19 protein-coding genes are annotated in these 25,967 nt (G+C 61.6%); 12 read left to right on the top strand and 7 right to left on the bottom strand.

Translation table 11 applies throughout. The annotated features are described in order from the left end of the window. Nucleotides 1–244: 244 nt before the first annotated feature. Entirely contained in the window at nucleotides 245–1,594 is a 1,350-nt protein-coding gene (locus tag AAEZ10_RS18805; RefSeq protein WP_350570458.1) for an MATE family efflux transporter, read from the top strand. A 9-nt stretch (nucleotides 1,595–1,603) separates the two neighbouring features. On the opposite strand, the gene AAEZ10_RS18800 is transcribed toward AAEZ10_RS18805, so the two are convergent. The 6 genes from AAEZ10_RS18800 to AAEZ10_RS18775 form a co-directional block, all read right to left on the bottom strand. Continuing rightward, on the bottom strand, nucleotides 1,604–2,395 hold the full coding sequence (locus AAEZ10_RS18800) for a DUF4123 domain-containing protein (protein WP_273526497.1): 792 nt from the start codon (nucleotides 2,393–2,395) through the stop codon (nucleotides 1,604–1,606). Continuing rightward, a complete protein-coding gene (locus AAEZ10_RS18795) occupies nucleotides 2,392–3,738 on the bottom strand; it encodes a type VI secretion system Vgr family protein (RefSeq protein WP_350570456.1) in 1,347 nt (448 codons plus the stop codon). The genes AAEZ10_RS18800 and AAEZ10_RS18795 overlap by 4 nt, the downstream gene beginning before the upstream one ends. A gap of 233 nt (nucleotides 3,739–3,971) precedes the next feature. Beyond that, nucleotides 3,972–5,885 (bottom strand): arginine decarboxylase, encoded by a 1,914-nt coding sequence (gene speA / locus AAEZ10_RS18790; protein ID WP_016771856.1) that lies wholly within the window; start codon nucleotides 5,883–5,885, stop codon nucleotides 3,972–3,974. 220 nt (nucleotides 5,886–6,105) lie between these two features. Then, nucleotides 6,106–6,477 (bottom strand): translation initiation factor Sui1, encoded by a 372-nt coding sequence (locus tag AAEZ10_RS18785; protein ID WP_007914613.1) that lies wholly within the window; start codon nucleotides 6,475–6,477, stop codon nucleotides 6,106–6,108. A gap of 186 nt (nucleotides 6,478–6,663) precedes the next feature. After that, on the bottom strand, nucleotides 6,664–7,221 hold the full coding sequence (locus AAEZ10_RS18780) for an NUDIX hydrolase (RefSeq protein ID WP_350570453.1): 558 nt from the start codon (nucleotides 7,219–7,221) through the stop codon (nucleotides 6,664–6,666). A gap of 3 nt (nucleotides 7,222–7,224) precedes the next feature. Beyond that, nucleotides 7,225–8,292 (bottom strand): DUF2333 family protein, encoded by a 1,068-nt coding sequence (locus tag AAEZ10_RS18775; protein WP_016771859.1) that lies wholly within the window; start codon nucleotides 8,290–8,292, stop codon nucleotides 7,225–7,227. Between the two features lie 415 nt (nucleotides 8,293–8,707). Between AAEZ10_RS18775 and gcbA the strand changes: the two genes are divergently transcribed. From gcbA to accC, 5 genes are all read left to right on the top strand, one after another. Then, nucleotides 8,708–10,378 carry a diguanylate cyclase GcbA gene (gene gcbA / locus AAEZ10_RS18770; protein WP_016771860.1) on the top strand — a complete coding sequence of 557 codons (1,671 nt, stop codon included), beginning with the start codon at nucleotides 8,708–8,710 and terminating at the stop codon, nucleotides 10,376–10,378. A 51-nt stretch (nucleotides 10,379–10,429) separates the two neighbouring features. After that, nucleotides 10,430–12,376: a methyl-accepting chemotaxis protein gene (locus AAEZ10_RS18765; protein ID WP_350570450.1), complete on the top strand. Its 1,947-nt coding sequence runs from the start codon at nucleotides 10,430–10,432 to the stop codon at nucleotides 12,374–12,376. A gap of 241 nt (nucleotides 12,377–12,617) precedes the next feature. Continuing rightward, a complete protein-coding gene (gene aroQ, locus AAEZ10_RS18760; protein ID WP_016771861.1) occupies nucleotides 12,618–13,073 on the top strand; it encodes a type II 3-dehydroquinate dehydratase in 456 nt (151 codons plus the stop codon). A 24-nt stretch (nucleotides 13,074–13,097) separates the two neighbouring features. Then, the gene (accB, locus tag AAEZ10_RS18755; protein ID WP_016771862.1) at nucleotides 13,098–13,556 is read left to right on the top strand and encodes an acetyl-CoA carboxylase biotin carboxyl carrier protein; all 459 of its coding nucleotides are present in this window, start codon (nucleotides 13,098–13,100) and stop codon (nucleotides 13,554–13,556) included. A gap of 17 nt (nucleotides 13,557–13,573) precedes the next feature. After that, a complete protein-coding gene (gene accC, locus AAEZ10_RS18750; RefSeq protein WP_024011424.1) occupies nucleotides 13,574–14,929 on the top strand; it encodes an acetyl-CoA carboxylase biotin carboxylase subunit in 1,356 nt (451 codons plus the stop codon). 65 nt (nucleotides 14,930–14,994) lie between these two features. Here accC and AAEZ10_RS18745 read toward each other — a convergent pair whose 3' ends face one another. Next, on the bottom strand, nucleotides 14,995–18,948 hold the full coding sequence (locus AAEZ10_RS18745; RefSeq protein ID WP_350570447.1) for a type III effector 1: 3,954 nt from the start codon (nucleotides 18,946–18,948) through the stop codon (nucleotides 14,995–14,997). Nucleotides 18,949–19,142: 194 nt separating this feature from the next. Here AAEZ10_RS18745 and prmA point away from each other — a divergent pair, with 194 nt between their 5' ends. From prmA to purD, 6 genes are all read left to right on the top strand, one after another. Further along, on the top strand, nucleotides 19,143–20,021 hold the full coding sequence (gene prmA, locus AAEZ10_RS18740) for a 50S ribosomal protein L11 methyltransferase (protein WP_350570445.1): 879 nt from the start codon (nucleotides 19,143–19,145) through the stop codon (nucleotides 20,019–20,021). Nucleotides 20,022–20,051: 30 nt separating this feature from the next. Then, nucleotides 20,052–21,311: a DUF3426 domain-containing protein gene (locus tag AAEZ10_RS18735; protein ID WP_350570443.1), complete on the top strand. Its 1,260-nt coding sequence runs from the start codon at nucleotides 20,052–20,054 to the stop codon at nucleotides 21,309–21,311. Nucleotides 21,312–21,495: 184 nt separating this feature from the next. Further along, nucleotides 21,496–22,506, top strand: a complete 1,011-nt coding sequence (gene dusB / locus AAEZ10_RS18730; protein WP_016771866.1) for a tRNA dihydrouridine synthase DusB — start codon at nucleotides 21,496–21,498, stop codon at nucleotides 22,504–22,506. Further along, complete coding sequence (gene fis, locus AAEZ10_RS18725; protein WP_002555375.1) at nucleotides 22,503–22,823, top strand: DNA-binding transcriptional regulator Fis; 321 nt, start codon at nucleotides 22,503–22,505, stop codon at nucleotides 22,821–22,823. Before dusB ends, fis begins: the two co-directional genes overlap by 4 nt. 83 nt (nucleotides 22,824–22,906) lie before the next feature. Beyond that, on the top strand, nucleotides 22,907–24,514 hold the full coding sequence (gene purH, locus AAEZ10_RS18720; RefSeq protein WP_122699750.1) for a bifunctional phosphoribosylaminoimidazolecarboxamide formyltransferase/IMP cyclohydrolase: 1,608 nt from the start codon (nucleotides 22,907–22,909) through the stop codon (nucleotides 24,512–24,514). Between the two features lie 151 nt (nucleotides 24,515–24,665). Continuing rightward, on the top strand, nucleotides 24,666–25,961 hold the full coding sequence (gene purD / locus AAEZ10_RS18715) for a phosphoribosylamine--glycine ligase (protein WP_350570439.1): 1,296 nt from the start codon (nucleotides 24,666–24,668) through the stop codon (nucleotides 25,959–25,961). The last annotated feature ends 6 nt before the right edge of the window (nucleotides 25,962–25,967 follow it).

Here is a 25,967-nt window from a genome sequence, read left to right as displayed (position 1 = left end):
CGGCAGGTAAGAAGATCTAAAACCGTCCACCATGTCTCCGAACATGTGTCCACCATGTCCCCGGTACATACACTCCCAGAGGGAGAGGGAGCTGACCGCGTTGCTTTGAAATTCTCCACCGACCTGGAATATCGAGTCGAACTCACGCTTGAGAGCGACGAAGATCGGCCCCCTCTCCCTCTGGGAGAGGGCTGGGGTGAGGGTGTTTCTGCCGCTACAATCCCCGCTCCCCCAAGGAGCCTGCATGTCCTCACTGATTACCGACTGGCGCGACCGCCCGACTCACCGCAAGGTCTGGGCACTCGCCGCGCCGATGATTCTTTCCAATATCTCCGTGCCGCTGGTGGCGCTGGTCGACAGCACTGTCATCGGCCATCTGCCGCATGCCCATCAACTCGGCGCGGTGGCAGTCGGCGCCAGTCTGTACACGTTTCTCGCCTGGGCGATGGGTTTTCTGCGCATGGGCACCACCGGTTTTGCCGCCCAGGCTGCCGGGCGCAGCGATGGCGCGGCGTTGCGGCAGATTCTCTTGCAGGGCCTGCTGCTGGCGATGGGGCTGGCCGTCGTGCTCGGCACTCTTGGCGTGCCGCTCAGCGGCGTTGCGCTGCACTTCATGCAACCGTCGGCTGAACTGGATCAGCTGACCCGGGAGTTTTTCCACACGCGCCTGTTCGGCCTGCCCGCCGCGCTGGCGACGTATGCGCTGGTCGGCTGGTTCCTTGGCACGCAGAACGCGCGGGCGCCGCTGGCGATTCTGCTAAGCACCAACCTGATCAACATCGTCCTCAATCTGTGGTTTGTCATCGGCCTTGACTGGGGCGTGGTCGGCTCGGCGCGCGCTTCGGTAATCGCCGAATGGAGCGGCGCCCTGCTCGGCCTGTGGCTAACGCGCACGGCGTTGCGCGCCTATCCGGGGCAGATCATCTGGTCGGCGCTGAAAGTCTGGCAGAGCTGGCGACCGCTGCTGGCGGTCAACCGGGACATTTTCATCCGCAGCCTCGCCCTGCAATCGGTGTTCTTCCTGATCACCGTACAGGGCGCGCGGCTCGGCGATGCGACCGTGGCGGCCAACGCGCTGCTGCTCAACGGCCTGCTGCTGACGGCCCACGCACTGGACGGACTGGCGCACGCCGTTGAAGCCTTGTGCGGGCATGCCATCGGCGCCCGGAATCGCCTGGCCTTGCGTCGATCGCTGGTGGTGGCCGGCGGCTGGTCGCTGATCGCCAGCCTCGGATTCGCTGTGCTGTTTCTGCTCGCCGGGCACCTGTTCATCGAGATGCAGACCGACATTCAGAGCGTGCGCGAGACGGCGTTCGTCTACCTGCCCTACCTCGCTGTGCTGCCGTTGATTGCGGTGTGGAGTTACCTGCTCGACGGCCTGTTCATCGGCGCCACCCGTGCGCGGGAAATGCGTAATGGCATGCTGCTGACGGTGTTGTTGCTCCTGCCATTCGCCTGGTTCTTGCAAGCGCTGGGCAATCACGGCCTGTGGATATCTTTTCTACTGTTCATGGTCTTGCGCAGCGTGACCCTTGGCGCGCAAGCCTTGTGGCTCAAGCGCAGCGATGGCTGGTTCAGCGGCAAGGCTCACTGACCAGAAAAGTCAGTCCGCCGCGCCCCACTGCCGACGCAGAAAGTCGAGCCGTTCCGGCTGGGTCAGTCCGGCCGGCGGCACGACCAGCACGGCGCGCGGATTGAGCAGGCGCAGCCATAGCCAGCCGTCGAGCACGGCACGGTCAGTAAAACCCAGCGCCAGGCCTTGTTGCACATGCACAGCAATCGTCTGGTAATCAACCCTCAGAGACTGGCACCAGCGCCAGATGTGCTGCTCCAGCAGACAGGTTTGCAAGCGTTCGCGCTGGCGCCGGGTCAGGCTTTCTTCGATGCCCAAAGGTTCGACGAGCAGGCCGGGATTGCGCAGCTGTTGCCAGCCCTGACTGCCGATGGCGCGGTCCGCCCAGGTGCCGCCAAACCAGCGCAACTGGCGGATCGGCCCGAGCCAACGACTCAGCTGCGTGGCGTCACAGGCGTCGAAGAAGTAGCTGGCGGTCTGACGGTTGTAATAGCTGAGCAAGGCCCGATGATTCAAACCGAAAGAGACGGTAAGCATGCGCTGCAAGTGGCTGAGCAGCTGCTGCGCCGGTATCTCGCAGCTCAACAACAGGCCGCGCCAGGTGTCCGGGTCACGCAGGCACAGGGCGGTCAATGCCGGGCTCTCGCGCAAATCGACGAGAACCGGACCGTGCTCACTGACCGGCTGAAATTCGGTGCCGTCGAACAACCGGTGCCGCTGCACATCGGCAAAGCCCTGGCGCAAGGTCAGCAGGGCACGTGCCGCGTCCGGGGTATCGAGCAACAGCCATTGCGCCATGGGCTCTAGCGCCGCGCCGCTCATCGTGCGCTGCTCTGTTCAAGCGCGGTGAGCAGCCGGCAACTGCAAACGGACTCGGCGCAGTGGTTGAAGCTGCCACCGCCCGGCATCAGGCACAGCAACAGCAACGGCTCGCTAGACTGCAACAATTGCTGCAACCCATCGCTCACCAGCAGTTCCGGGAGCGATACCGGTTCATCGTCCTCGACCGCAGCCTCTGGCAATACCGAGGGCTGGAGCACGCCACTGACCACCGGCTGATCGGGATCGCCTTCGAGGAAACTCACCACCACTTCCACGCCATCGGCGAGTGCCGCCGAGGGCAGCTCGTTCAGGTCAGGCGCGAGGGGCAGCCAGCAATGGCTCGGCGCTGCGCCTTCGCCCTGATACAGCCAGTCGAATTGCACCGCGACCGGCCGCGCGCGATCCGGCTGCGGCTCATCGACGCTGACCACCCAGGCACGCTGCAAGCTGTGCATGCGCTGCTTGGACTTCGCAGCAGCGGGCACACAGACGGGCACCCGCGCGGCCGCGAACAGGCGATTGCAATAGGGCGATTCGAGAGACTGATCGGCCCGATGCTCGATGCGGGTCAGCAGCCATGGGCGGTTGCATTCGAGGAAAGGATGGCCGTCCAGCGGCAACCACTGACCACTGCGCAAGGCCGGCAGATCGCTGTGGCCTTCGGAATCGGGTCCTCGCTGGCTGGCCTGCGAGTCTTCGCGCAGTCGCCATTGGCGGACGGCTGGAGCGACGCCATGCTGGTCATGCTCGCCCTGATAGTGCGCGACGTCTGCATGGGGCATCCGCGTCGGATCGTCGCCGAACACCAGGCAGTGCCTGTCGCGGTGATGTTCGAAGTAGTAGTGAATGCGCGCCTCTGCGCACAGACGCTGAAGCAGTTGCAGATCGGATTCGCGGTATTGCGTGCAGAAGGTGCGGGCCGGGTAGTCGCTGTGCAACTCGTAACGTCGTTGCAGGCCGACGATGCCATGTTCGCGCAGCACCTGTTCGATGATCTGCGGCACGCAGCGGCCGCTGAAGATGCGCTGGCTCAAACGCAGGTCGAGGCAGTCGAGCCTCGGCCCGAGACGTACTCGGCACAAACGCAAGCCATGGCCGTGCTCGTGCTGGACAAGGCTGTGCAATTGCCCGTGCACACCCTGGTCGGGCGCGCCGAAACACAGGAACGCGGAACGGTGCAGCAGGCCGGCGAGATCCAGATGCGGATCGTCGATCACCACATCGATCTCGAAGGCGAAGGGTTCGCTGAGCGCTTCCCTTCCGGTAAAGGCGAGAACTTCGAAGGGGTCGGACAGGCCCGCTACATCGAGACGAAACGACGGCTCGTTGACTGGATCGAACATGGGCGGATCTCTACAGGAGGGGCGGCCGGGGATTCTCGCCGAGAGGCATGGCCGAGTAGAGAGGCGAAGTACAACTTAGGAAATGACCTACGCGAAAAGCAGACCAGATGAGTTTGCTGACCGTGATAGCACAGGTTTTCGAGAAAAAATCAGGAGATATCCCACCGGGTTGTCCGATTTTTCCACAGCTTGCGGAAAAAAATCAGACAACCCGGGTGGAACGCTATCGGGTCTCAGGAAGACAGATAGGAAGAGCGGGTCAGGCCCAGACGCAAGGCATCGAGGAACTGCGTGCGCTCGCTGGCACTGATGCGGGCACTGGCGCACTTGTCGCGGTAGTGAGTCATCAGTTCTTCCGGCGACAAGTGCACGTAACGCAGCATGTCTTCGATGGTGTCGTGGGTCTCAATACCGGCGTGGTACACGCTGCCATCGGCGTTCTGGTAGATGTTCACCGAATCGGTGTCACCGAACAGGTTGTGCATGTCACCGAGGATTTCCTGATAGGCGCCGACCAGGAACACGCCCAGCAGGTAATCTTCGCCTTCATTCAACGCGTGCACCGGCAGGCTGGTTTCGATGCTCTGCTCGTCGACATACTGGTTGATCTTGCCATCGGAGTCGCAGGTCAGATCCTGCAGCACCGCACGGCGCAGCGGCTCTTCGTCGAGGCGATGCAGCGGGATGATCGGCAACACCTGATCGATCGCCCAGGTGTCCGGCAGGCTCTGGAACACCGAGAAGTTGCAGATGTACTTGTCGGCCAGCTTGTCGTTGAGTTCGTCGAGCACCTGGCGGTGCGAACGCTGACGCGCCTTCAGCGAGTTGTGCAGGCGACGGCACACGGCGAAGTAGCATTGTTCCGCCAGGGCCTTTTCCGCCAGGGTCAGCTTGCCGTCGGCGTACTGCGCGGCGACGTCGCTCATGTAGTGGGTGGCGCGCCAGTAGGTTTCGGTGACCATTTCGATGTCGGTCGGGCCGAGCAGATCGACCAGCCACTGCACGGTTTCCGGCAGGCTTTCCTTGTTCTCGATCAGCGGGATTTCGTCGTTGTGTTTCTCGACGTCGGTGACCTGCACCACCAGCATCGCGTGGTGCGCGGTCAGCGAACGACCACTCTCGGAGAAGATGTGCGGATGCGGCAGGCTCTGCGCGTCGCAGAATTCCTTGAGCATGCCGACCACGACGCCGGCGTAATCGTCCATGTCGTAGTTGATCGAACTGGCGTTGCGCGAATGCGTGCCGTCGTAGTCGACACCGAGGCCGCCGCCGACGTCGATGTGATCGACCGGCAGACCGAGGTTGCGCAATTCGCCGTAATAACGGATCGCTTCCTTGAAGCCGTGCTGATAGTCAGCGAGGTTGGCAATCTGCGAACCCATGTGGAAGTGCAGCAGGCGGATGCCCTGATCCAGGCCGGCGCCACGGAAGCGCTCGACCACCGACAGCAGTTGCGCCGCCGACAGACCGAATTTGGATTTCTCGCCACCGGTGTCCGCCCATTTCGACGAGGCCAGCGACGACAGGCGCACGCGCAGCCCCACCTGCGGCTTGACCTTCAGCGAGGCGGCTTCTTCGATCACCAGGCCGACTTCGGATTCTTTCTCGATGACGATGAACACGTTGTGGCCGAGCTTCTGACCCATCAGCGCCAGACGAATGAACTCGCGGTCCTTGTAACCGTTGCAGACGATGGTGCCGCCCTTCGGCGCCAGCGCCAGCACCGCCAGCAGCTCAGGCTTGGAGCCGGCTTCCAGACCGATGGAAACGTTCTGGGTGGCGATGATGTTCTCGATCACCGCTTCCTGCTGGTTGACCTTGATCGGGTACAGCGCGGTGTATTTGCTCTGGTATTCCAGGCGCTCGATGTTGGAATCGAAAGCGCCGGTCAACTGACGGACACGGTCTTGCAGGATGTCGGGGAACCGCACCAGCAGCGGCAAGGACAAACCGCTCTTGCGCAGTTGGTCGACTTGCTCGAACAGGTCGATAGGCGAGCTGCTCGGGCCGTTCGGACGTACTTCGACGCGACCGGCTTCATTGATCGCGAAATACCCGGCCCCCCAATGGCGAATCCCGTAAACGCTGCGGCTGTCCGCAACTGTCCATTGGCTGCCATCGTCTTTACGTGTGCGTCGTACGGACATCGAAGTCCCCTATAAAGAAGTCAGAGTGCGTCGCCTGAAGTGCAGGCCGGCGCAGTCTAAAGAATGAAAATGACGGTTCGTCAGTGCGGCGGTAGACCGCACTGACTGCGTGGAGTTTAGAAACCGGTCATGAACAGGCTCTGTGAAAACCATGGCGACGACGCCGGATCCGAGAACACTCGAAGCCGGATCAAGCCGCCGGAGGGTTTCACAGAGGCTGCTAGCCGCCGGATTTCTTCGCTTTGAAACCGTGTTTGATCAGCTCTGCCAAGAGTAGCTCGACGTGATCGCCCTGGATTTCGATGATGCCGTCCTTCAACGCCCCGCCGGTGCCACAACGTTTCTTCAACGTCGTCGCCAGCTCCTTGAGCGCGTCTTCGGCAAGAGGCACGCCGGTGATGGTGGTCACCGTCTTGCCGCCACGGCCCTTGCTTTCGCGACGCACGCGGGCAATGCCGTCACCGGCCGGAATCACGGTTTGTTTGCAGATACAGGCGTCCACCGGCTTACTGCATTCCGGGCAATGACGACCTGCGTCGGTGGAAAATACCAGGCCGCCCAGGGCGGCGAAGGATGCGGCTTTCTTGGCCACCGGCAATCCTCTCGGGAGGACAAAGACTGATCGCAACCTTGGGCAAGGTCAGCGACCGCGAAGCCCCACTCAGGCAGGGGCAGCGCTACTGCATCGATGCTTTTTGGGAAGCGCTCGGTGCAGCTTGAAAAGGTCGCGCAGTGTAACGGCAAAAATCGCGATTGCTAAGTGCCAATCGGCGCCAATTCATGTGTTCTTTGCGACGTTGCTTTGCTGCGCCTTGAGATAGCGCTTCAGCGCGGCCAGAGAGTCCGGGCAATAAGGCTTTTCGCTGATTTCGCGCATGACCTGTTCGATGGGGATGAATCGCGCTTCGAGGACTTCTTCCGGCTGCAGTTTCAGCGGCCCGTCCCACACGGCGGAAAACGCCGAACACCACAGACGGTTGCCGGTGTCTTCGAAGTAGAAGTGATCGTGAGCGGTGAGTTCGACGCCGCTGACGCCCAACTCTTCTTCCAGCTCGCGCGCCGCCGACTCGGCATAACTTTCGTCGGCCTGGACCATGCCGCCTGCGGCAACATCCCAGTAACCGGGATAAATCGCCTTGCTCAACGTGCGCCGGTGCACGCACAGCTCACCGGCGGAGTTGAACAGCATGATGTAGGTGCCACGGCCAATCAGCCCGCGCTCGCGCAAATCGGAGCGCACCAGCGCGCCGAGCAAATTGTCCTGCTCGTCGACCCAGGCGATCTGTTCAGCGTCCGAGGCGGCGCGATGGGCCGCCTCTCTTGTAGTCTGGCTCACGTATCAGCCCTGATTGAGCAGTTGACGCAAATCGATCACCGCAGCGTTGGCCCGGGAAATGTAGTTGGCCATGACCAGCGAGTGGTTGGCCAATACGCCGAAACCGCTGCCATTGAGGATCATCGGGCTCCACACCGGCTCCTGCGAAGCCTCCAGCTCACGGATGATCTGGCGCACGCTGACGGTGGCGTTCTTCTTCGCCAGCACATCGGCGAAGTCGACTTCGATGGCGCGCAGCAGATGCGACAGCGCCCAGGCCTGACCGCGTGCTTCGTAGAACACGTTGTCGATCTGCATCCACGGGGTTTCCACGACTTCTTCGTCAACCTGCGGCACTTCGCCGACTGCCGGAACTTCGGTCTTCAACGCAGTGTTGAGCTTGACCCGGCCGACACTGGCCGACAGGCGTTGCGACAACGAACCGAGACGGGTGCCGACATCGCCCAGCCAGTTGTTGAGGTTGTCGGCGCGGGCGTAGAACAGCGCGTTTTTCTGATTCGGATCCGACAAGCGCGACTGATAACGGCTCAGGGAGTTGATGCCTTCCTGGTATTCCGACTCGCTGGACGGCAGCACCCAGCTCTTGTTGTCGAAGTTGAAACGCGGTTCGGCCTTGGCCAGATCGGCGTCTTCGGCGGACTGTGATTGCGAACGGGCAAAATCCTTGCGCAGGGCGCGGGTCAGGTCACGCACCTGCACCAGCACGCCATATTCCCAGCTCGGCGTGTTGTCCATCCACAGGCCCGGCGGGAAACGGTCATTGGAAATGTAACCGCCCGGCTTGTTGAGCAAGGTGCCGGCAACGGTCTTCAGGGTTTCGACCGTGGTGTAGCCGACCACCATTTGCTTGCCTTCTTTCTCGGCAGCGACCTGGGCGTTCTGCGCCACCGGAAACAGCTCCGGTTCCTGGCTCCAGTACCAGCCCAGCGCGATGGTGACCAGCAAGTACAGACCGACCACTGTGGCCAGCGCCCGGCTGAACAGCAGCCCGCCGACATAGCTGCGGGTGGCCGACTTGGGCTCGGCGGCACGTTCAGGCGCGCTGCCCGCGCGGTTTTTCCAGTCCAGCATGGCGATATCCTTTCAATCACTTGGGTTCAACGGTTCGACCACAACCATACAACAACGTGCCAAGGCCGGGCACCCGTCGCTATCGATAAGCCGCAAATGGTGCGGCCCGATGACGCTTCGCGACACACTAAGGGATTCCCTGATAGGGCAACGCCAGCAACGCAGTGAACTCTGATCTGGATTCGGCCCGAGCAGCGATGTACAAATTCCCGACTGTTCTGCCCTGCCCTTCAAGTCAAGCGTCCGGATTTCGGGCATCTGACTGACCTGCAAGTGCATGAGAAAACCACCCGGTCAGAAACTGAATCGTGTCGTCCAGCAGATTATTGACGTACGACACTCGTCTAAGGGAAAAGAGGTGCTAGCATAGAGCCACCAGTCGATCTCAGCATGCACCCTAACTAGTAGTCAGGATATGACCGAGCCAGAAGACCCCAGCCGTGAGCGTCTCAAGCACCACTTTGCCCAGCGGGTAATTCATCAGGCACGTCAGATTCTTGAGATATGGCAGCGCCTGCAACGCAGTGAGTGGTCCACCGTCGATCTTGCCGAACTGAGCGAGGCGAATCTGCGTCTGCTGCGTTTTGCCGAGCGCTTCGAACAGCCGGAACACACTCAGTTGGCGCATCACATCAGCCAGTCGCTGCAAGCGGTGGATGCCAACCGTGGGCGCCTCAGCAGCGGCCTGATCACTGATCTGAATCGCTTGATGCAGCGCCTGTCGCGCACCGGCCTGCGCCATGGTGATCAGCTCGACCAGACGTTCCTGCCGCCGCTGCGCAAGCCGATCTACGTGATGTTGCAGGATCACGACCGCGCCGAACGCCTGGCCAAGCAGCTCGAATTCTTTGGCCTCAGCGCGCAGGCACTGGACAGTGTCGCGGCGTTTCGCTCGTCGATGGTTGAGCGCTTGCCCGCGGCGATTGTCATGGACGTGGATTTCAGTGGCCCCGGCATCGGCCTGAAACTCGCCGCCGAAGCTCAGGTCGGCCTCGAAGAACCGCTGCCGCTGCTGTTCTTCAGCCTGCACGAAACCGACACTCCGACCCGCCTCGCCGCCGTGCGCGCCGGTGGCCAGGAATTCCTCACCGGCACCCTTGAAGCCTCGAGCCTGCTGGAAAAAATCGAAGTGCTGACCTGCGTCGCCCAGTACGAGCCTTATAAAGTGCTGATCATCGACGACTCGCGCGCCCAGGCCCTGCACACCGAGCGCCTGCTCAACAGCGCCGGGATTGTCACCCGCACCCTGATCGAACCGATTCAGGCAATGGCCGAACTGGCGGATTTCCAGCCGGACCTGATCATCCTCGACATGTATATGCCGGCCTGCACCGGCACCGAGCTGGCCAAAGTCATTCGTCACAACGACCGCTACGTCAGCGTGCCGATCATTTACCTGTCGGCCGAGGACGATCTGGACAAGCAGCTCGACGCCATGAGCGAGGGCGGCGATGACTTCCTGACCAAGCCGATCAAACCGCGACACCTGATCACCACTGTGCGCAACCGCGCCGCTCGGGCGCGAAATCTCAAGGCGCGGATGGTCCGCGACAGCCTCACCGGCCTGTACAACCACACGCATATTCTGCAATTGCTCGAAGACTGCTCGTTCCGCGCCCGCCGCGAGAACAAGCCACTGAGCTTTGCCATGCTCGACATCGACCACTTCAAACGGGTCAACGACAGCCATGGCCACCCGATGGGTGACCGGGTGATCAAGAGCCTCGCACTGTTTCTCAAGCAGCGTTTGCGCAAGACCGATTTCATTGGCCGATACGGCGGCGAAGAGTTCGCCATCGTCATGCCCGACACCGATATCGACGCGGCGCACAAAGTCCTCGACGAGATTCGCCAGCGCTTCGCCGAGATTCATTACCCGGCGCAGCCGCAGGATCTGTGGTGCACGTTCAGCGCCGGCGTGGTGGAAATGTGCGATGACTCCGACAGCCTGATGATGGCCAGCCAGGCCGACGAGGCGCTGTACCGCGCCAAGGGTGCAGGACGCAATCGGGTGCAGACCGCGCGGCAGTCAAAGCAAAGTGCCACTTTTTCATCGGAATCCACTGATTCGGTCATAACCTTGTAATGGAACCGCAATAAATTCAGGCGCTTACCATTTCTGCCGTTGGTAGCCGTCATGCGCCTGAAGTTGCTCACCAATCTCAACACTTTGCTGCTGGTCGCCGTCTGCGTGGCCCTTGGCGCCACGCTGTGGTGGTCGCAAAAAGCCCTCGAACGCCCCTATCTTTTGATGGAGCGTTACTTGGGGCTGTCGCAACAATTTCAGAATGAAGTGGCGCGCAACGTCGAGGATTATCTGGCCAGCGGTGACGCGCTGCGCCTGAGCAGCGCCGCCCAGGCTATCGACAGCGTGCACAAGCAACTGGGTGAGCTGCCCCCGACGCTGGCCGACGCCGTGCAGCCAAGCCTGTCGAGCCTTGATGAGTTCAGCAAAACCGACCTGCTCGCCGCCGGCAAACTGGCTGGCGATCCGCAGGCGCTGCTGTTGCAGGCCGAACGCGAACTCAGCGCCAGCCTCGACCAGCTCAACACCTACGCCAATGGCAACGCCGCCTACCTCGCGCCACTGCTCGCCGCATCGCAGCATCTGGGCAAACTGTCGCTGGCGCGGGACAAACTGGTCAGCAGCGGGCGCAGTGAACTGGCTGCCGATGTCGAGCGCGAAGTGAGCAACATGCGCGCCCAGGCCGAGGCCATCGACGCCCTGCCCTTGCTCGGCGTGGTCGCCAGCAACGAATCGAGCAGTGACGATTTCGCCGCGCTGATGGGCATCGAAAACACCGACAAAGCCGCCGCCGAAGATGCCGGTGTCGGCCTCAAACGCGAACTCAACAGCTTGCTTGGCCGCTATCCGGCGGAACTGGCGCGCACCCGCGAGCAGATCCAGAAACGCGCCGAGCTCAGCGCCGCGACCCACGAAAAAATCGCCAGCGTGCAACACGCCATCGCCGGCCTCGAACCGGTGGTACGCGCGCAACATGGGCAGATCCAGGGCGAAGTGCGCCTGATGCAAGGCGTGATGATCGGCCTGATTCTGTTGATCGCCCTGCTCATTGATACCTTGCAGCGTCGCCTGGCCCGCACTCTGACCAACCTCGCCCCGGCGCTGTCGACGTGGGCCGAGGGCGATTTCAGTCGCGACATCCAGCTGGGCAAGACCAACCGTGAACTGCACGACATCGAAGCCTCGCTCAACCGCTTGCGTGCCTATCTGGTGGACCTGGTCGGCACCATTCGCGGCAACGCCGAACAAGTCGCGGGCAGCAGCCGCACCCTTGCGGAACTGAGCAATGACCTGCACAGCGGCGCCGAGCATCAGGCCGGCGATACCGCGCTGATTCGCGACTCGCTGGGGGAACTCGAGGCAACGATTCAGCAAGTGGCCGGCGATGCCCGTCAGGCTGCCGACGCCAGTCGTCATGCCGGTCTCGCCGTCGAGCATGGGCAGGCTGTAATCGGCCAGAGCCTGACCGGACTGCATGCGCTGGTCGGTGAGGTTCAAGGCAATGCGCAGATGATCGAACATCTGGCCGAAGAGTCGGCAACCATTGGCGGCGTGCTGACGGTGATTCGTTCGATTGCGGATCAGACCAATCTGCTCGCCCTGAACGCCGCAATCGAGGCGGCCCGCGCCGGGGAGATGGGCCGTGGTTTCGCCGTAGTCGCCGAGGAAGTGCGCTCGCTGGCACAACGTACCGCCGGGGCCACGGCAGAAATCCAGACGCTGATCGCCGGCCTGCAGACGGCCGCGCGGCAATCGGTCGAAGGCATGCGCGCGCAGGTCGAACACGCCGAAGCCACGGCCAGTCAGGCGCAAGCGGCCGACGGTGCATTGGACAAAATCGTCGGCGCGATCCAGACCATCGCCGACACCGCCGTGCGCATCGCCGATGTCACCGCGCAGCAAAGTGGCGCGGTCAGCGAGATCCGCGATCACAGCGAGCGCATTCATCAATTGGGTGGGGATAACCTGCTGCGCATCGGTCAAGGGCGCGAACAGGGCGAGAATCTGTTGGTTCTCGGCGGCCAATTGCATACGGCCGTTCAGGCCTTCCGCGTCTGACATACCACCTTCGCCAGCAGGCTCACTCCCACTTTGGAATGCATACCCCTGTGGGAGCGAGCCTGCTTGCGAAGGCAGCGGCCCTGTCATTACAAGTGACCGGATCCTGATCCTCGGTCACAAATTTCGCGCAAACATCGCCCATCGTGCCGCCTATTGCATGGAACTGGACAGTCACAAAGGCTTTGCGGCATAGTCGCCGGGTTCTGACGACTGCTCATTGATAACAAGGACAACGCAGATGGCGACGCTACTGGTGCTGCACGGCCCCAATCTGAACCTGCTCGGCACCCGGGAACCGGGGACCTACGGGTCGACGACCCTGGCGCAGATCAATCAGGATCTGGAGCGGCGCGCCCGTGAAGCCGGCCATCATCTGCTGCATCTGCAAAGCAACGCCGAGTACGAATTGATCGATCGCATCCACGCTGCGCGCGGTGAAGGCGTGGACTTCATTCTGATCAATCCGGCGGCTTTTACGCACACAAGTGTCGCATTACGTGACGCGCTGCTGGGAGTGAGCATCCCATTCATCGAAGTGCATTTGTCCAACGTGCACAAGCGCGAACCTTTCCGCCATCACTCCTACTTCTCCGATGTAGCGGTAGGAGTGATCTGCGGCCTTGGCGCCAGCGGTTACCGACTGGCCCTGGAGGCCGCACTAGAGCAGCTTGAACACCAAGCTATACGCCCCTGACCGACCCTTGGGAGTTGATGATTCATGGATATCCGTAAAGTTAAGAAACTGATCGAATTGCTGGAAGAGTCCGGCATCGACGAGCTCGAGATCAAGGAAGGCGAAGAGTCCGTACGCATCAGCCGTCACAGCAAGACCCCGGCGCAGCAGTACTACGCGCCAGCCCCGATGCAGGCTCCGGCTGCTGCCCCTGCTGCCGCGCCAGTCGCTGCCGCTGCTCCGGCTGCCGCTGCTGCACCCGCGCTGAACGGCACCGTTGCCCGTTCGCCGATGGTCGGCACCTTCTACCGTAAATCTTCGCCAACCTCGCCAGCCTTCGTTGAAGTCGGCCAGACCGTGAAGAAAGGCGACACCCTGTGCATCGTCGAAGCCATGAAGATGATGAACCACATCGAAGCTGAAACCAGCGGTGTGATCGAATCCATCCTCGTCGAAGACGGCCAGCCGGTTGAGTACGACCAACCGCTGTTCACCATCGTTTGAACCGCGGAGAGCCTTTGATGACTGCGAAGTTGGAAAAAGTTCTGATCGCTAACCGCGGTGAGATCGCCCTGCGGATTCTGCGTGCCTGCAAAGAGATGGGCATCAAGACCGTCGCCGTTTACTCCAAGGCCGACAAAGAGCTGATGCACCTGGGTCTGGCAGACGAATCCGTCTGCATCGGCCCGGCGTCCGCCGCTCAGTCTTACCTGCACATTCCGGCCATCATCGCTGCCGCTGAAGTGACCGGCGCTACCGCCATTCACCCAGGCTACGGTTTCCTAGCGGAAAACGCCGATTTTGCCGAGCAGGTCGAGAACTCCGGCTTCGCCTTCATCGGCCCGAAAGCCGACACCATTCGCCTGATGGGCGACAAGGTATCGGCCAAGCACGCGATGATCGAAGCAGGCGTACCGACCGTTCCTGGTTCTGACGGCCCGCTGCCGGAAGACGAAGAAACGGCGCTGCGCATCGGTCGTGAAGTCGGCTACCCGGTGATCATCAAGGCCGCCGGTGGCGGTGGTGGTCGCGGCATGCGTGTGGTGCACAAGGAAGAAGACCTGATCGCCTCGGCGAAACTGACCCGCTCCGAAGCAGGTGCGGCGTTCGGCAACCCGATGGTCTATCTGGAAAAATTCCTCACCAACCCGCGCCACGTCGAAGTGCAGGTACTGTCCGACGGCCAGGGCCACGCCATCCACCTGGGCGACCGCGACTGCTCGCTGCAGCGTCGGCACCAGAAGGTTCTCGAAGAAGCACCGGCACCGGGCATCGACGAGAAGGCGCGCCAGGAAGTATTGGCTCGCTGCGTCAAGGCATGCATCGACATCGGCTACCGTGGCGCCGGTACTTTCGAGTTCCTCTACGAGAACGGACGTTTCTACTTCATCGAAATGAACACCCGTGTTCAGGTGGAGCACCCGGTTTCGGAGATGGTCACCGGTATCGACATCGTCAAGGAGATGCTCAGCATCGCCGCTGGCAACAAGCTGTCGTTCACTCAGGATGACGTGGTCATCCGCGGTCACTCGCTGGAGTGCCGGATCAACGCTGAAGATCCGAAGACCTTCATGCCGAGCCCGGGCACGGTCAAGCATTTCCACGCCCCAGGCGGCAACGGCGTTCGCGTCGACTCGCACCTGTACAGCGGTTATGCCGTGCCACCGAACTACGACTCGCTGATCGGCAAGCTGATCACTTACGGCGCAACCCGCGACGAAGCCATGGCACGCATGCGCAATGCCCTGGACGAAATCGTGGTTGACGGGATCAAGACCAACATCCCGCTGCACCGTGACCTGGTTCGTGACGAAGGCTTCTGCAAGGGCGGTGTGAACATTCACTACCTCGAGCACAAGCTGGCCAAACAGTCGTAAGGCTGAAGCGGCATGAAAAACCCGATCCCTGCGGATCGGGTTTTTTTATGCCTGCAACAAACCCATCAGAGCATTACCGTGGAGAACGCCTGCTGCTCGACCATTGCGGCAGATGCCCGCAGGCCGGCATCATCGACCACCGCTCCTGCGGCGTTTTCATGTAACGGCCTGCGGGTGAACCGTCTCGTAAAGTGTCGGGCACGTACCGAGAGCCCGTCCTTGGCATAGCTCGATCTGGCGATAAGCGGGTCGTACAGCCTGCCAATCTGACCAGGGGAATGCTTGAACACTCTCGAGACTCCATTGCTCAGATTCAGCACCACGCCATAGCTGTTGCCCAGGCACGACGAGTACGACCAGTAATCCCAGGTCGGCTGCAGGCCCTGTTCGCGCAACACGCGCCTGACCGGACTGCCGATGTCAGCGCCCGCCGACAGCCAGTCGCCACCCACCAGCGTGGCGCGAATGTTCTGCGGTGCGCCCCCCAGACGCTCCAGCACCTGCGTGACACTTCGCTCGATCAACGGGCGAATATTGTGATCAAAATGAATGACCGCCCCCACCCTTGTCGTCGGGTTATACAGCGAGGCGATGACGCAACTCTGCGCATTCAAAGAAAACAGATAGTTATCTGGCGATCCCGGACGAAAATGCGCCACCACCGCTTCGCCCTGCAGCGCGCCGCGGTTCAGCACTGGCTCGACACCTCCAGGAAAAGCATCATTCAAATCGCTCACGCGCCCAAGGTTGCGCACGTTGCCACCCGTGAGCCCGACCCTGGCGTGTGTCCACTTGCCCCCCGGAGCAAGCCGAATCGGTTGCTGATAGATGGCGGTCGGGCGACGGGCATCGACCAGGCTCAGCCCACCAAAATGCGGATTTTCCCTGACCAGGAAATACTTGCCCTTGTTGCGAATGTAATAGGCCGGTTGCGGCTGCGCAGCGCTGGGCGGACTGCGCCATGTGCCGAAAAAGACGCCTTCTTCGGTCACCTTTTGCAAACGCTCGGGCGCCTTGCTGACGGCCTGCCTGGCATGGAAGCGTACTTCCCGGATCGCTGGCAGTGCTTCCCTGCGCAGCGGAGCCACGGCGTTCAGACGCTCTGACAATAACGAGACCGGCCGCATGGTGTGCTTCAGACTTCTGGCCGCACCGCCCAGGTACTTGATCGCACTGCCGGCGCCGACCATAGCGAACAACGCGCCCCACGACGCCTCCAGCCAGTGGCCGAGCGCGCCATCGACGTCACCCTCCAGATGCGCAGCGACCGCCTGACCGGCGCTGACGGCGATGAACACGACATCGAGCAGCAAGGCAAACGGAGGGAACACCATGCAAAACGGTGCAGCTGCAAACATCAGCCCCTTGACCACTTGGCGTTCGATCATTTGCGCGCGGCTGGTGGTGATGTCCTGCACATCCGTGACCGCGCGCTCGATGTACGCGTTGAACTCGCTGCGCGCGTCAATCAGGCGCTGCGCTTCGTACAGCGTATCGACGCGTTGTTTTTTTGCCGCAATCGCATACAGGGTGCGCGACACGATGCTGCGCGCGGCAACCGGCGTACGCGCCATCAAGTAGTCATGCAAAGCGCCGGCGATGTCGCCGAACAGTGATTGATATGCGCGCACCACAATGCCGTCGGGCGCATCAGGCGTGTACAGCCACCAGGACGGCTCGGGGTTGAACGAGGTCAGGACATAAACCCCGAGCACGACGTGATGGCGCACGGTGAACCTGAACACGCCGTCACTTTCAACCATGCTGGCGCCGGGAAAATGCGTATCCGGCGCTGGCACCTGGCTCAACAGAGAGACCTGACGGACCAGCGCTGAATACACCGCGTCGCTCAATCGCGCCTGACTTCTGGCCACGCGCAAATCACGGTCCATCTTTGACAGCAATACGTTGCGGTAGGCAAAGCGACGCGGTTCGTAGGCAGCATCACGCGGGTCGAGATATTTGCCACGGATCTCGCTGGCGTATTTTTCACCCAGCCACGCCCGGCGCAGATACAGCGCCAGATCGGCGCTGCGCACCTGGCTCAGATCCTGGCCAACCGACGATCGCACGCCTCTTTTCGGATGTTCGATGCCGGAGTTGTCATCGTAGCCGTGAATGGCCAGGTCGAGCAGCGTGGCTACCTGCTGCTTCCTGCGGTCAGCGACGCCAGGGTTGTAATCGATCAACACAGTGGCCGGATCGACCGGTTCCAGCACGTTCTTGCTGCGCATATAGGGCGTGATCGCTGCGGCAACCGTGCGCCTGGCGAAATCGACGAAAACCTCGAAACCGCCCAGCAGCTCGTTGAACACCTGCTGATGAACGATCAGTTCCTGATTGAGGCTGCTGATGCGCCGGCGAGCCTCAAGCCCGAGCGTCGTGTACCAGCGCAGCGAGTTGTCCTGCTCGACCCGCTGCAGGTTGTTCGCCAGGCCCATTTTTGCAGCGGCTTCGACGCATTCGGTGAACGGCAGTGGCGCTCGGCGAAGGTCACTCTGCATGCCCCAGAGAGCGGGGCTGGCCGCAGCGGCCAACAGATAATCCCGTGCAGGGTGATGTGCAGCCGGCGAAAGCTGCTGCAACAGATACTCACGACCGGATTCGCTCTGCGTCCAGCTCCATACTTCGCCGGTCAACGCCGCGATCGAAGGTAACCGGACCCACTCCTGACCGTCCGGCTTGTTGGGCGCGTACAGCACCAGGTTATTCACCGCTTGCTCAGTCTCTGCCTGGTAGAACACCAGAAGATCGGCGCATTGCATGCCGTTGGGCAGCGTCAGTGCGGCCACTTGCAACGGTTTCTTTGTGGTTTGCCCAGACCACATCTGCTCCAGACGCTCATGGTCGGAGTCCGACAGATGAGCTGCGCAGCGCGCGACGAATGCGCTCTGCCTGAGCCGTAAGGCAAACCAGTCGACAAGTGCCTTTTGCACTTCTATACGCTGGTACTGCTCGGCGAGGGCTCGCAGGTAGTCCGCCGGATAATCCTGTTCCGCCAGCATGTCGACAATGAATGTCGGCTTCAGTGACTGGTTGCGCAATGGCGCAGGACCGCTGATCTCCAGTACCGCTGCGAAGTCCTGTCCGATCGGCCCGCATGCCAGCAGGTCACTGAGGCTGCGATTGTGGGTCGGCTCACCCACCGCCGAGCGCCATCTGAGCCGCACGTCGATCCGGTCCGGTTCAACCGTCATGTCGAGCTTGAGCTGAATGTATTCGATGGCCTGCTGGCGGGCAAAGTCGCGCAACGAGCCGTAGCCCAGCAGCAGGTCATCAAGTGCTGCCTGGGCCAGTGAGGTCTGCTCCTGATAATCACGCAACAAGGCGCGATCCGGCTCCTTCAGCGCCTTCATCCATGACGGCAGTTGCGCGAATGAATGGGCCTCGAGAATCTTTTTCTCTGCACCGGTTGCCAGGGCAGTCAATCGATACCGACGCGTGCTGCGGGCCTGAACCCGGTCGATTTTGCTGCGCAATTGATCCAGTGTCAGGCCAGCCAGTTGGTCACGGCGCAACAGCAACTCGATGTCCTTGATATAGCGCCGCAGCTTGCGTTTGATCAGGCGATCGAACAACGCCTCTCGCCCTTTTGTCGCCCAATGTTCTCGCAGGTATTTTTTGTACTGGTCGAGAAAGTGCAACGAAACGCTATCCACCGTCCGGATCACATGCTCATGACGGCTGGACGGCAAACCGGGATCGGCGCCCCCAGGCCAGCGAAATGGCGCGTCCTGGAGCGCCAGGAACATGACTGGCCGGCCGTCGATAAGCTTTTGCAGAATGGCGTCAAGCAGGGCAACCACAAAGCCCGGGGCGAAATGGCCGTCCGGGTAATGCCTGCGCAGTTCAGTCAGTGCGAAGTGCTCCAGCGCCTCGAGCAACGTCATCTGGCTGTTCAAGCGCTTGTCGATCATCACCTGCCAGCGCGTGATGCGCAGGAGGATCTCCTGCACCGACCCCGTAGACGCAGCGGCTATCGGTGGTTTTTCTTCTACAGTCCCTTGTTGATCCGCCATGTCGTCCAGCCTTTTGTTGCGTAGAGATGAGCGCTCACTCTATTTGCCGACAAAAGTGCTCAGGCCATACATATGTATATCGCGGCCGCGAATGTGTAACAGCCAAGCGGTGTGTCCACTTTGCCGGCGACCTGGCGTAAACTGCGCGCTTTTGCAGCTTCGGGCTGCCCCACAGATTTTCAAAGGTGCCCGCCATGCCTTGGCTGCAAGTCCGTCTCGCCATCACCCCGGAACAAGCTGAAACCTACGAGGACGCATTCCTCGAAGTCGGCGCCGTGTCGGTGACTTTCATGGACGCCGAAGACCAGCCGATCTTCGAACCGGAACTCAACACTACGCCGCTGTGGTCGCACACCCACTTGCTGGCCCTGTTTGAAGGCGGTACCGAACCGGCACCGGTGCTGGCCCACCTGGAGTTGCTGACCGGCAGCCCGTTGCCCGAGCACCACAGCGAAGTCATCGAGGACCAGGACTGGGAACGCAGCTGGATGGACGGTTTCGAGCCGATGCGTTTCGGCCAGCGCCTGTGGATCGTGCCGAGCTGGCACGCCGCGCCCGAGCCTGACGCAGTCAATCTGCTGCTGGACCCGGGCCTGGCGTTCGGCACCGGCACCCACCCGACCACCGCACTGTGCCTGGAATGGCTCGACGGTCAGGATCTGAAAGACTGCCACGTGCTCGACTTCGGCTGTGGCTCGGGGATTCTGGCGATTGCCGCCCTGCTGCTCGGCGCCAAGAAAGCCGTGGGCACCGACATCGACGTACAGGCACTGGAAGCCTCGCGCGACAACGCCGGGCGCAACAACATTGCCGATGAGCTGTTCCCGCTGTACCTGCCCGAGGATCTGCCGCCGGTTCCGGCCGACGTGCTGGTGGCCAATATTCTCGCCGGCCCGCTGGTGTCGCTGGCGCCGCAGCTGTCCAGCCTGGTCAAGAGCGGTGGGCGCCTGGCGCTGTCGGGCATTCTCGCCGAGCAGGGCGAAGAAGTAGCGGCAGCTTATGCGCAGGACTTCGAGCTCGACCCGATCGCCAATCGCGACGGCTGGGTGCGCATCACCGGGCGTCGGCGCTAAAATGACCGCTTGCCTGAACCGGATCGCCGCATGACCGACAGTTTCGTCACCCAATGCCCGCATTGCCAGACCAGTTTCCGCGTCAACCATGCTCAGTTGAGCGTGGCGCGCGGCGTGGTTCGTTGCGGCTCCTGCCTGCAAGTGTTCAATGCCGCCAAGCAGCTGCTCGAGCAACATTCTGGCAAGGACACGGTGACGCCGCTCGCACCAGCGCTGCCTGAAACGCCCGCGCCTGTCAGCGATTCTGCGGTCGTCGAACAGATCCCCGCGCCGCGCGCCATCAGCCAGAAGCAATGGAGCGCGTCGGAACTGGATCTGGACAGCCTCGATCTGGACGAAGAACTCGCCCGCCTCGAACAGCGTGAAATCCAACCAGCCGCCGAATTCGGCCGTACCCGCGAAGAATCCTTGAGCGCCCGGCGCGACAGCCCGGAACCGGACGAAGGCACATGGCCCGACAGCCTGTTCAGCGAACCTGCCGATGAGCGCAGCGCAGCGCCGGATGTCGAGCCGGATATCGACGGCATCGAAACCCTCGAACCCGAGCGCACCGAACCCTCGTTATCACTGGAACCGGTGGATCTGGATGACGAGCCGCCGATCCCGCAACTGCGCCTGCACGATCCGATTGACCCGGCCGCCCGCCGCGAACGCTTCTCGGCCAGCGACGACAGCGATGACGACGATCTGCCATTGATCACTTCGCCGCGCAAAAAACGCGAACGGGCCGAGCCCGGCGTGCGCGCCGAGGTCCTGCAGGATCTGACCGACGACCCGCTGCAACTGGACTGGCAGCAACGCCGCTCGCCCTGGGGCCGGCGCCTGCTGTGGCTGGTGCTGGTGGTGTTGGCGGCCGGCGGCCTTGCCGCCCAGTACATCGCCTATCACTTCGAGGAGCTGGCGCGGCAGGATCAATATCGACCGTGGTTCCAGCAGATCTGCCCGCAGATCGGCTGCACCGTGCCGTCGAAAGTCGATATCGGCAAAATCAAGAGCAGCAACCTGGTGGTGCGCAGCCATCCCGAGTTCAGCGGGGCACTGGTGGTCGATGCGATCATTTACAACCGGGCGACGTTTTCCCAACCGTTCCCCTTGCTCGAACTGCGTTTTGCCGACCTCAACGGTCATCTGATCGCCAGTCGTCGCTTCAAACCCGGCGAGTATCTGAGCGGCGATCTCGAAGGCCTGGCGGAAATGCCGCCGCAGACGCCGATCCACATCGCTCTGGATATTCTCGATCCGGGGCCGAAAGCGGTGAATTACAGCCTGAACTTCCACTCGCCGGAATGAACCGCTTCAGCGTTTCCCGATTGACGGCATTTTTCTGACTGATCGCGGCCGACCAAACCGTTGGCGATAACAGAATAACTGTTCAGATTTTGTTCAATTCAGCCTTTAACCAGTCATCGAGAGCGGGTATCATGCCCACCCTTTTTCGAACTCTCATGATCCGGCCCCACTTCAGGGAAGTCCTATGTCGGCGGTACGCATCGGCCCATATACATTGCAGAACGGTTTGATTCTCGCCCCGATGGCGGGCGTCACCGACCAGCCCTTTCGTCAGCTGTGCAAGCGTCTGGGCGCAGGGCTTGTAGTCTCGGAAATGGTCACCAGCGACATGAGCCTGTGGAATACCCGCAAGTCGCGCATGCGCATGATCCACGAAGGCGATCCCGAGCCGCGCTCGGTGCAGATTGCCGGTGGCGACGCGCAGATGCTGGCCGATGCGGCACGGGCCAACGTCGAGCTGGGCGCACAGATTATCGATATCAACATGGGTTGCCCGGCCAAGAAGGTCTGCAACAAGGCCGCCGGCTCCGCGTTGCTGAAAGACGAAGCACTGGTGACCGAGATCCTGCAGGCCGTAGTGGCCGCGGTTGATGTGCCGGTCACCCTGAAGATCCGCACGGGCTGGGATCGCGAGAACAAGAACGGTCTGAACGTGGCGAAGATCGCCGAACAGGCCGGGATCACAGCGCTGGCCGTACATGGCCGTACGCGCGCCGATCTGTACACAGGGGAAGCCGAGTACGACACGATTGCCGCGATCAAGCAGGCGGTGTCGATCCCGGTGTTTGCCAATGGCGATATCGATTCGCCGGAAAAGGCCCGATACGTGCTTGATGCGACCGGTGCCGATGGCCTGCTGATAGGCCGGGCCGCTCAAGGGCGGCCATGGATTTTTCGCGAGATCGATCACTTCCTGCGCACCGGCGAGAAATTGCCCGCGCCGGAACTGAGCGAAGTGGAACGCATCCTGCTGGAGCATCTGGCTGCCCTTCACGCCTTCTATGGCGACGTGATGGGCGTGCGCATTGCCCGCAAGCATGTGGGCTGGTATCTCGCAACCTTGCCGGGCGCCAGGGAGTTTCGCGCCCGTTTCAATCGTTTGGATGGTACGGAAACACAATGCGCCGACGTTCGGGAGTTCTTCGCCGAGCGTTACAAGAGCCTGACAGGGGACGAAGAAGGGGTGGCCGCATGACGATGATGACCGAGACTTTAGTGAGTGGAACAACACCCGTGAGCGACAACGTGAATTTGAAACAGCACCTCAACACGCCGAGCGAAGAAGGCCAGACCCTTCGCGGGAGTGTCGAGAAGGCGCTGCACAATTATTTCGCCCACCTTGAGGGCGCGTCCGTCACGGATGTGTACAACCTGGTGCTGTCCGAAGTCGAGGCGCCCCTGCTCGAAAGCGTGATGAACTACGTCAAGGGCAACCAGACCAAGGCCAGTGAGCTGCTGGGACTGAACCGCGGCACGCTGCGCAAGAAACTCAAGCAGTACGATCTGCTGTAAGCATTCAATCAAACCAGAAAGGCGCCCGCGTAAAAAACGGTCGCCTTTTTTGCTGACTTCCTTTGCTTTTGATGGAAATTGAGATGACCGACCAGACTACCCGCCTGCCGATCCGCCGCGCCTTGATCAGCGTTTCCGACAAGACCGGGATCCTCGAATTCGCCAAGGAGCTCGAAGCTCTGGGCGTCGAGATCCTCTCCACCGGCGGAACGTTCAAGCTGCTGCGTGACAACGGCGTTGCCGCAGTGGAAGTCGCGGATTACACCGGTTTCGCCGAGATGATGGACGGTCGGGTGAAAACCCTGCACCCGAAAATCCACGGCGGCATCCTCGGTCGTCGCGGTACTGACGATGCGATCATGAACGAGCACGGCATCAAGCCGATCGATCTGGTAGCGGTCAACCTGTACCCGTTCGAAGCGACCATCAACAAGCCAGGCTGCGACCTGCCGACCGCCATCGAGAACATCGACATCGGCGGGCCAACCATGGTCCGTTCCGCAGCGAAAAACCACAAAGACGTGGCCATCGTGGTGAATGCCAGCGATTACGCCAGCGTCCTGGAAAACCTCAAGGCCGGCGGCCTGACCTACGCCCAGCGTTTCGACCTGATGCTCAAGGCCTTCGAACACACCGCCGCCTACGACGGCATGATCGCCAACTACATGGGCACCGTGAACCAGGCCGCTGAAACTTTGAGCACTGAAGGTCGCAGCGAATTCCCGCGCACTTTCAACAGCCAGTTCATCAAGGCTCAGGAAATGCGCTACGGCGAGAACCCGCACCAGAGCGCGGCGTTCTACGTGGAAGCCAAGCCTGCCGAAGTCGGCATCGCCACCGCCACCCAGCTGCAAGGCAAAGAACTGTCGTACAACAACGTCGCCGACACCGACGCGGCGCTGGAATGCGTGAAGAGCTTCGTCAAGCCAGCCTGCGTGATCGTCAAGCACGCCAACCCGTGCGGCGTGGCGGTCAGCCCGGACGCTGAAGGCGGCATCCGTCAGGCTTACGAACTGGCCTACGCCACCGACACCGAGTCGGCGTTCGGCGGCATCATCGCCTTCAACCGTGAACTGGATGCCGAGACCGCCAAAGCGATCGTCGAGCGCCAGTTCGTTGAAGTGATCATCGCCCCATCGGTCAGCGAAGAAGCCCGTGCCATTGTTGCCGCGAAAGCCAACGTACGCCTGCTGGCCTGCGGCGAGTGGTCGGCTGAGCGCGCCGCTGCCTGGGATTACAAGCGCGTCAACGGTGGCCTGCTGGTGCAGAGCCGCGATATCGGCATGATCAGCGCCGATGACCTGAAAGTGGTGACCAAACGCGCGCCGACCGAACAGGAAATCCACGACCTGATCTTCGCCTGGAAAGTCGCCAAATACGTCAAATCCAATGCCATTGTCTACGCCAAGAATCGCCAGACCATCGGTGTCGGCGCCGGCCAGATGAGCCGCGTCAACTCAGCGCGTATCGCTGCGATCAAGGCTGAGCACGCCGGTTTGCAGGTGGCCGGTTCGGTCATGGCGTCCGATGCATTCTTCCCGTTCCGCGACGGTCTGGACAATGCGGCCAAGGTCGGCATCACTGCGGTGATCCAGCCGGGCGGCTCGATGCGTGACAACGAAGTGATTGCTGCTGCTGATGAAGCCGGCATCGCAATGGTATTCACCGGCATGCGCCACTTCCGTCACTGATTATTTTGCTTGATCGTACCCACGCTTTGCGTGGGCACGCAGCCCGGGACGCTCCGCGTCCCTCGGACGCGGAGCGTCCGTAGAGGCATTCCCACGCGGAGCGTGGGAACGATCAGCCCCCACAGAATTAGCGTCATCCGAGGTTTTTGAAATGAATGTTTTGATCATTGGCAGCGGTGGCCGTGAACATGCTCTGGCCTGGAAAGTGGCTCAGGATCCGCGTGTGCAGAAGGTTTTCGTTGCACCGGGCAACGCTGGCACCGCTATTGAAGCCAAGTGCGAGAACGTCGCCATCGACGTGCTGGCGCTGGAGCAACTGGCTGACTTCGCCGAGAAAAACGTTTCCCTGACCATCGTCGGCCCGGAAGTGCCGCTGGTGGCTGGCGTGGTCGATCTGTTCCGCTCCCGCGGCCTGGACTGCTTCGGTCCGACCGCCGGTGCTGCGCAACTGGAAGGCTCGAAAGCCTTCACCAAGGATTTCCTCGCGCGCCACAAGATCCCGACCGCCGATTACCAGAACTTCACCGAGATCGAGCCGGCCCTGGCTTATCTGCGTGAGAAAGGCGCGCCGATCGTGATCAAGGCCGATGGCCTGGCTGCCGGCAAAGGCGTGATCGTCGCCATGACCCTGGCCGAAGCCGAAGACGCCGTGCGTGACATGCTCGCCGGCAACTCGTTTGGCGACGCCGGTTCGCGCGTGGTGATCGAAGAATTTCTCGACGGCGAAGAGGCTTCGTTTATTGTCATGGTCGACGGCAAGAACGTGCTGCCGATGGCCACCAGCCAGGACCACAAACGCGTCGGTGACGGCGACAGCGGCCCGAACACCGGTGGCATGGGTGCCTACTCCCCTGCCCCGGTGGTCACCGCCCACGTGCATCAGCGCGTGATGGACCAGGTGATCTGGCCGACCGTGCGCGGCATGGCCGACGAAGGTAACGTCTACACTGGTTTCCTCTATGCCGGTCTGATGATCGACAAGGCCGGCAATCCGAAGGTTATCGAGTTCAACTGCCGCTTCGGCGATCCGGAAACCCAACCGGTGATGCTGCGTCTGCAATCGAGCCTGGTGCTGCTGGTTGAAGCCGCATTGGCGCAAGCGCTGGACAAGATCGAAGCGCAATGGGATCCGCGTCCGAGCGTTGGCATCGTGCTGGCCGCTGGCGGCTACCCGGGCGACTACGCCAAAGGCGCAGCGATCAACGGTCTGGATGCAGCGGCGGGCCTGGAAGGCAAAGTCTTCCACGCCGGCACCGCGTTGAAGGACGGTCAGGTCGTTACTGCCGGTGGTCGTGTACTGTGTGCCACGGCCATGGGCGCCACCGTGGGTGAAGCTCAGCAGCAGGCCTACAAACTGGCCGCTGCCATCGACTGGGAAGGCTGCTTCTACCGCAAGGACATCGGCTACCGCGCCATTGCCCGTGAACGCGGCGAAACCCAGGAGTAAGCGATC

It is taken from the genome of Pseudomonas sp. H26/SER47-MNA-CIBAN-0231, from assembly GCF_040310465.1.
Taxonomy (GTDB): Bacteria; Pseudomonadota; Gammaproteobacteria; order Pseudomonadales; family Pseudomonadaceae; genus Aquipseudomonas; species Aquipseudomonas atacamensis.
The sequence above is the reverse complement of the archived record's forward strand: the minus strand, read 5'-3'. Positions and strand labels throughout refer to the sequence as shown.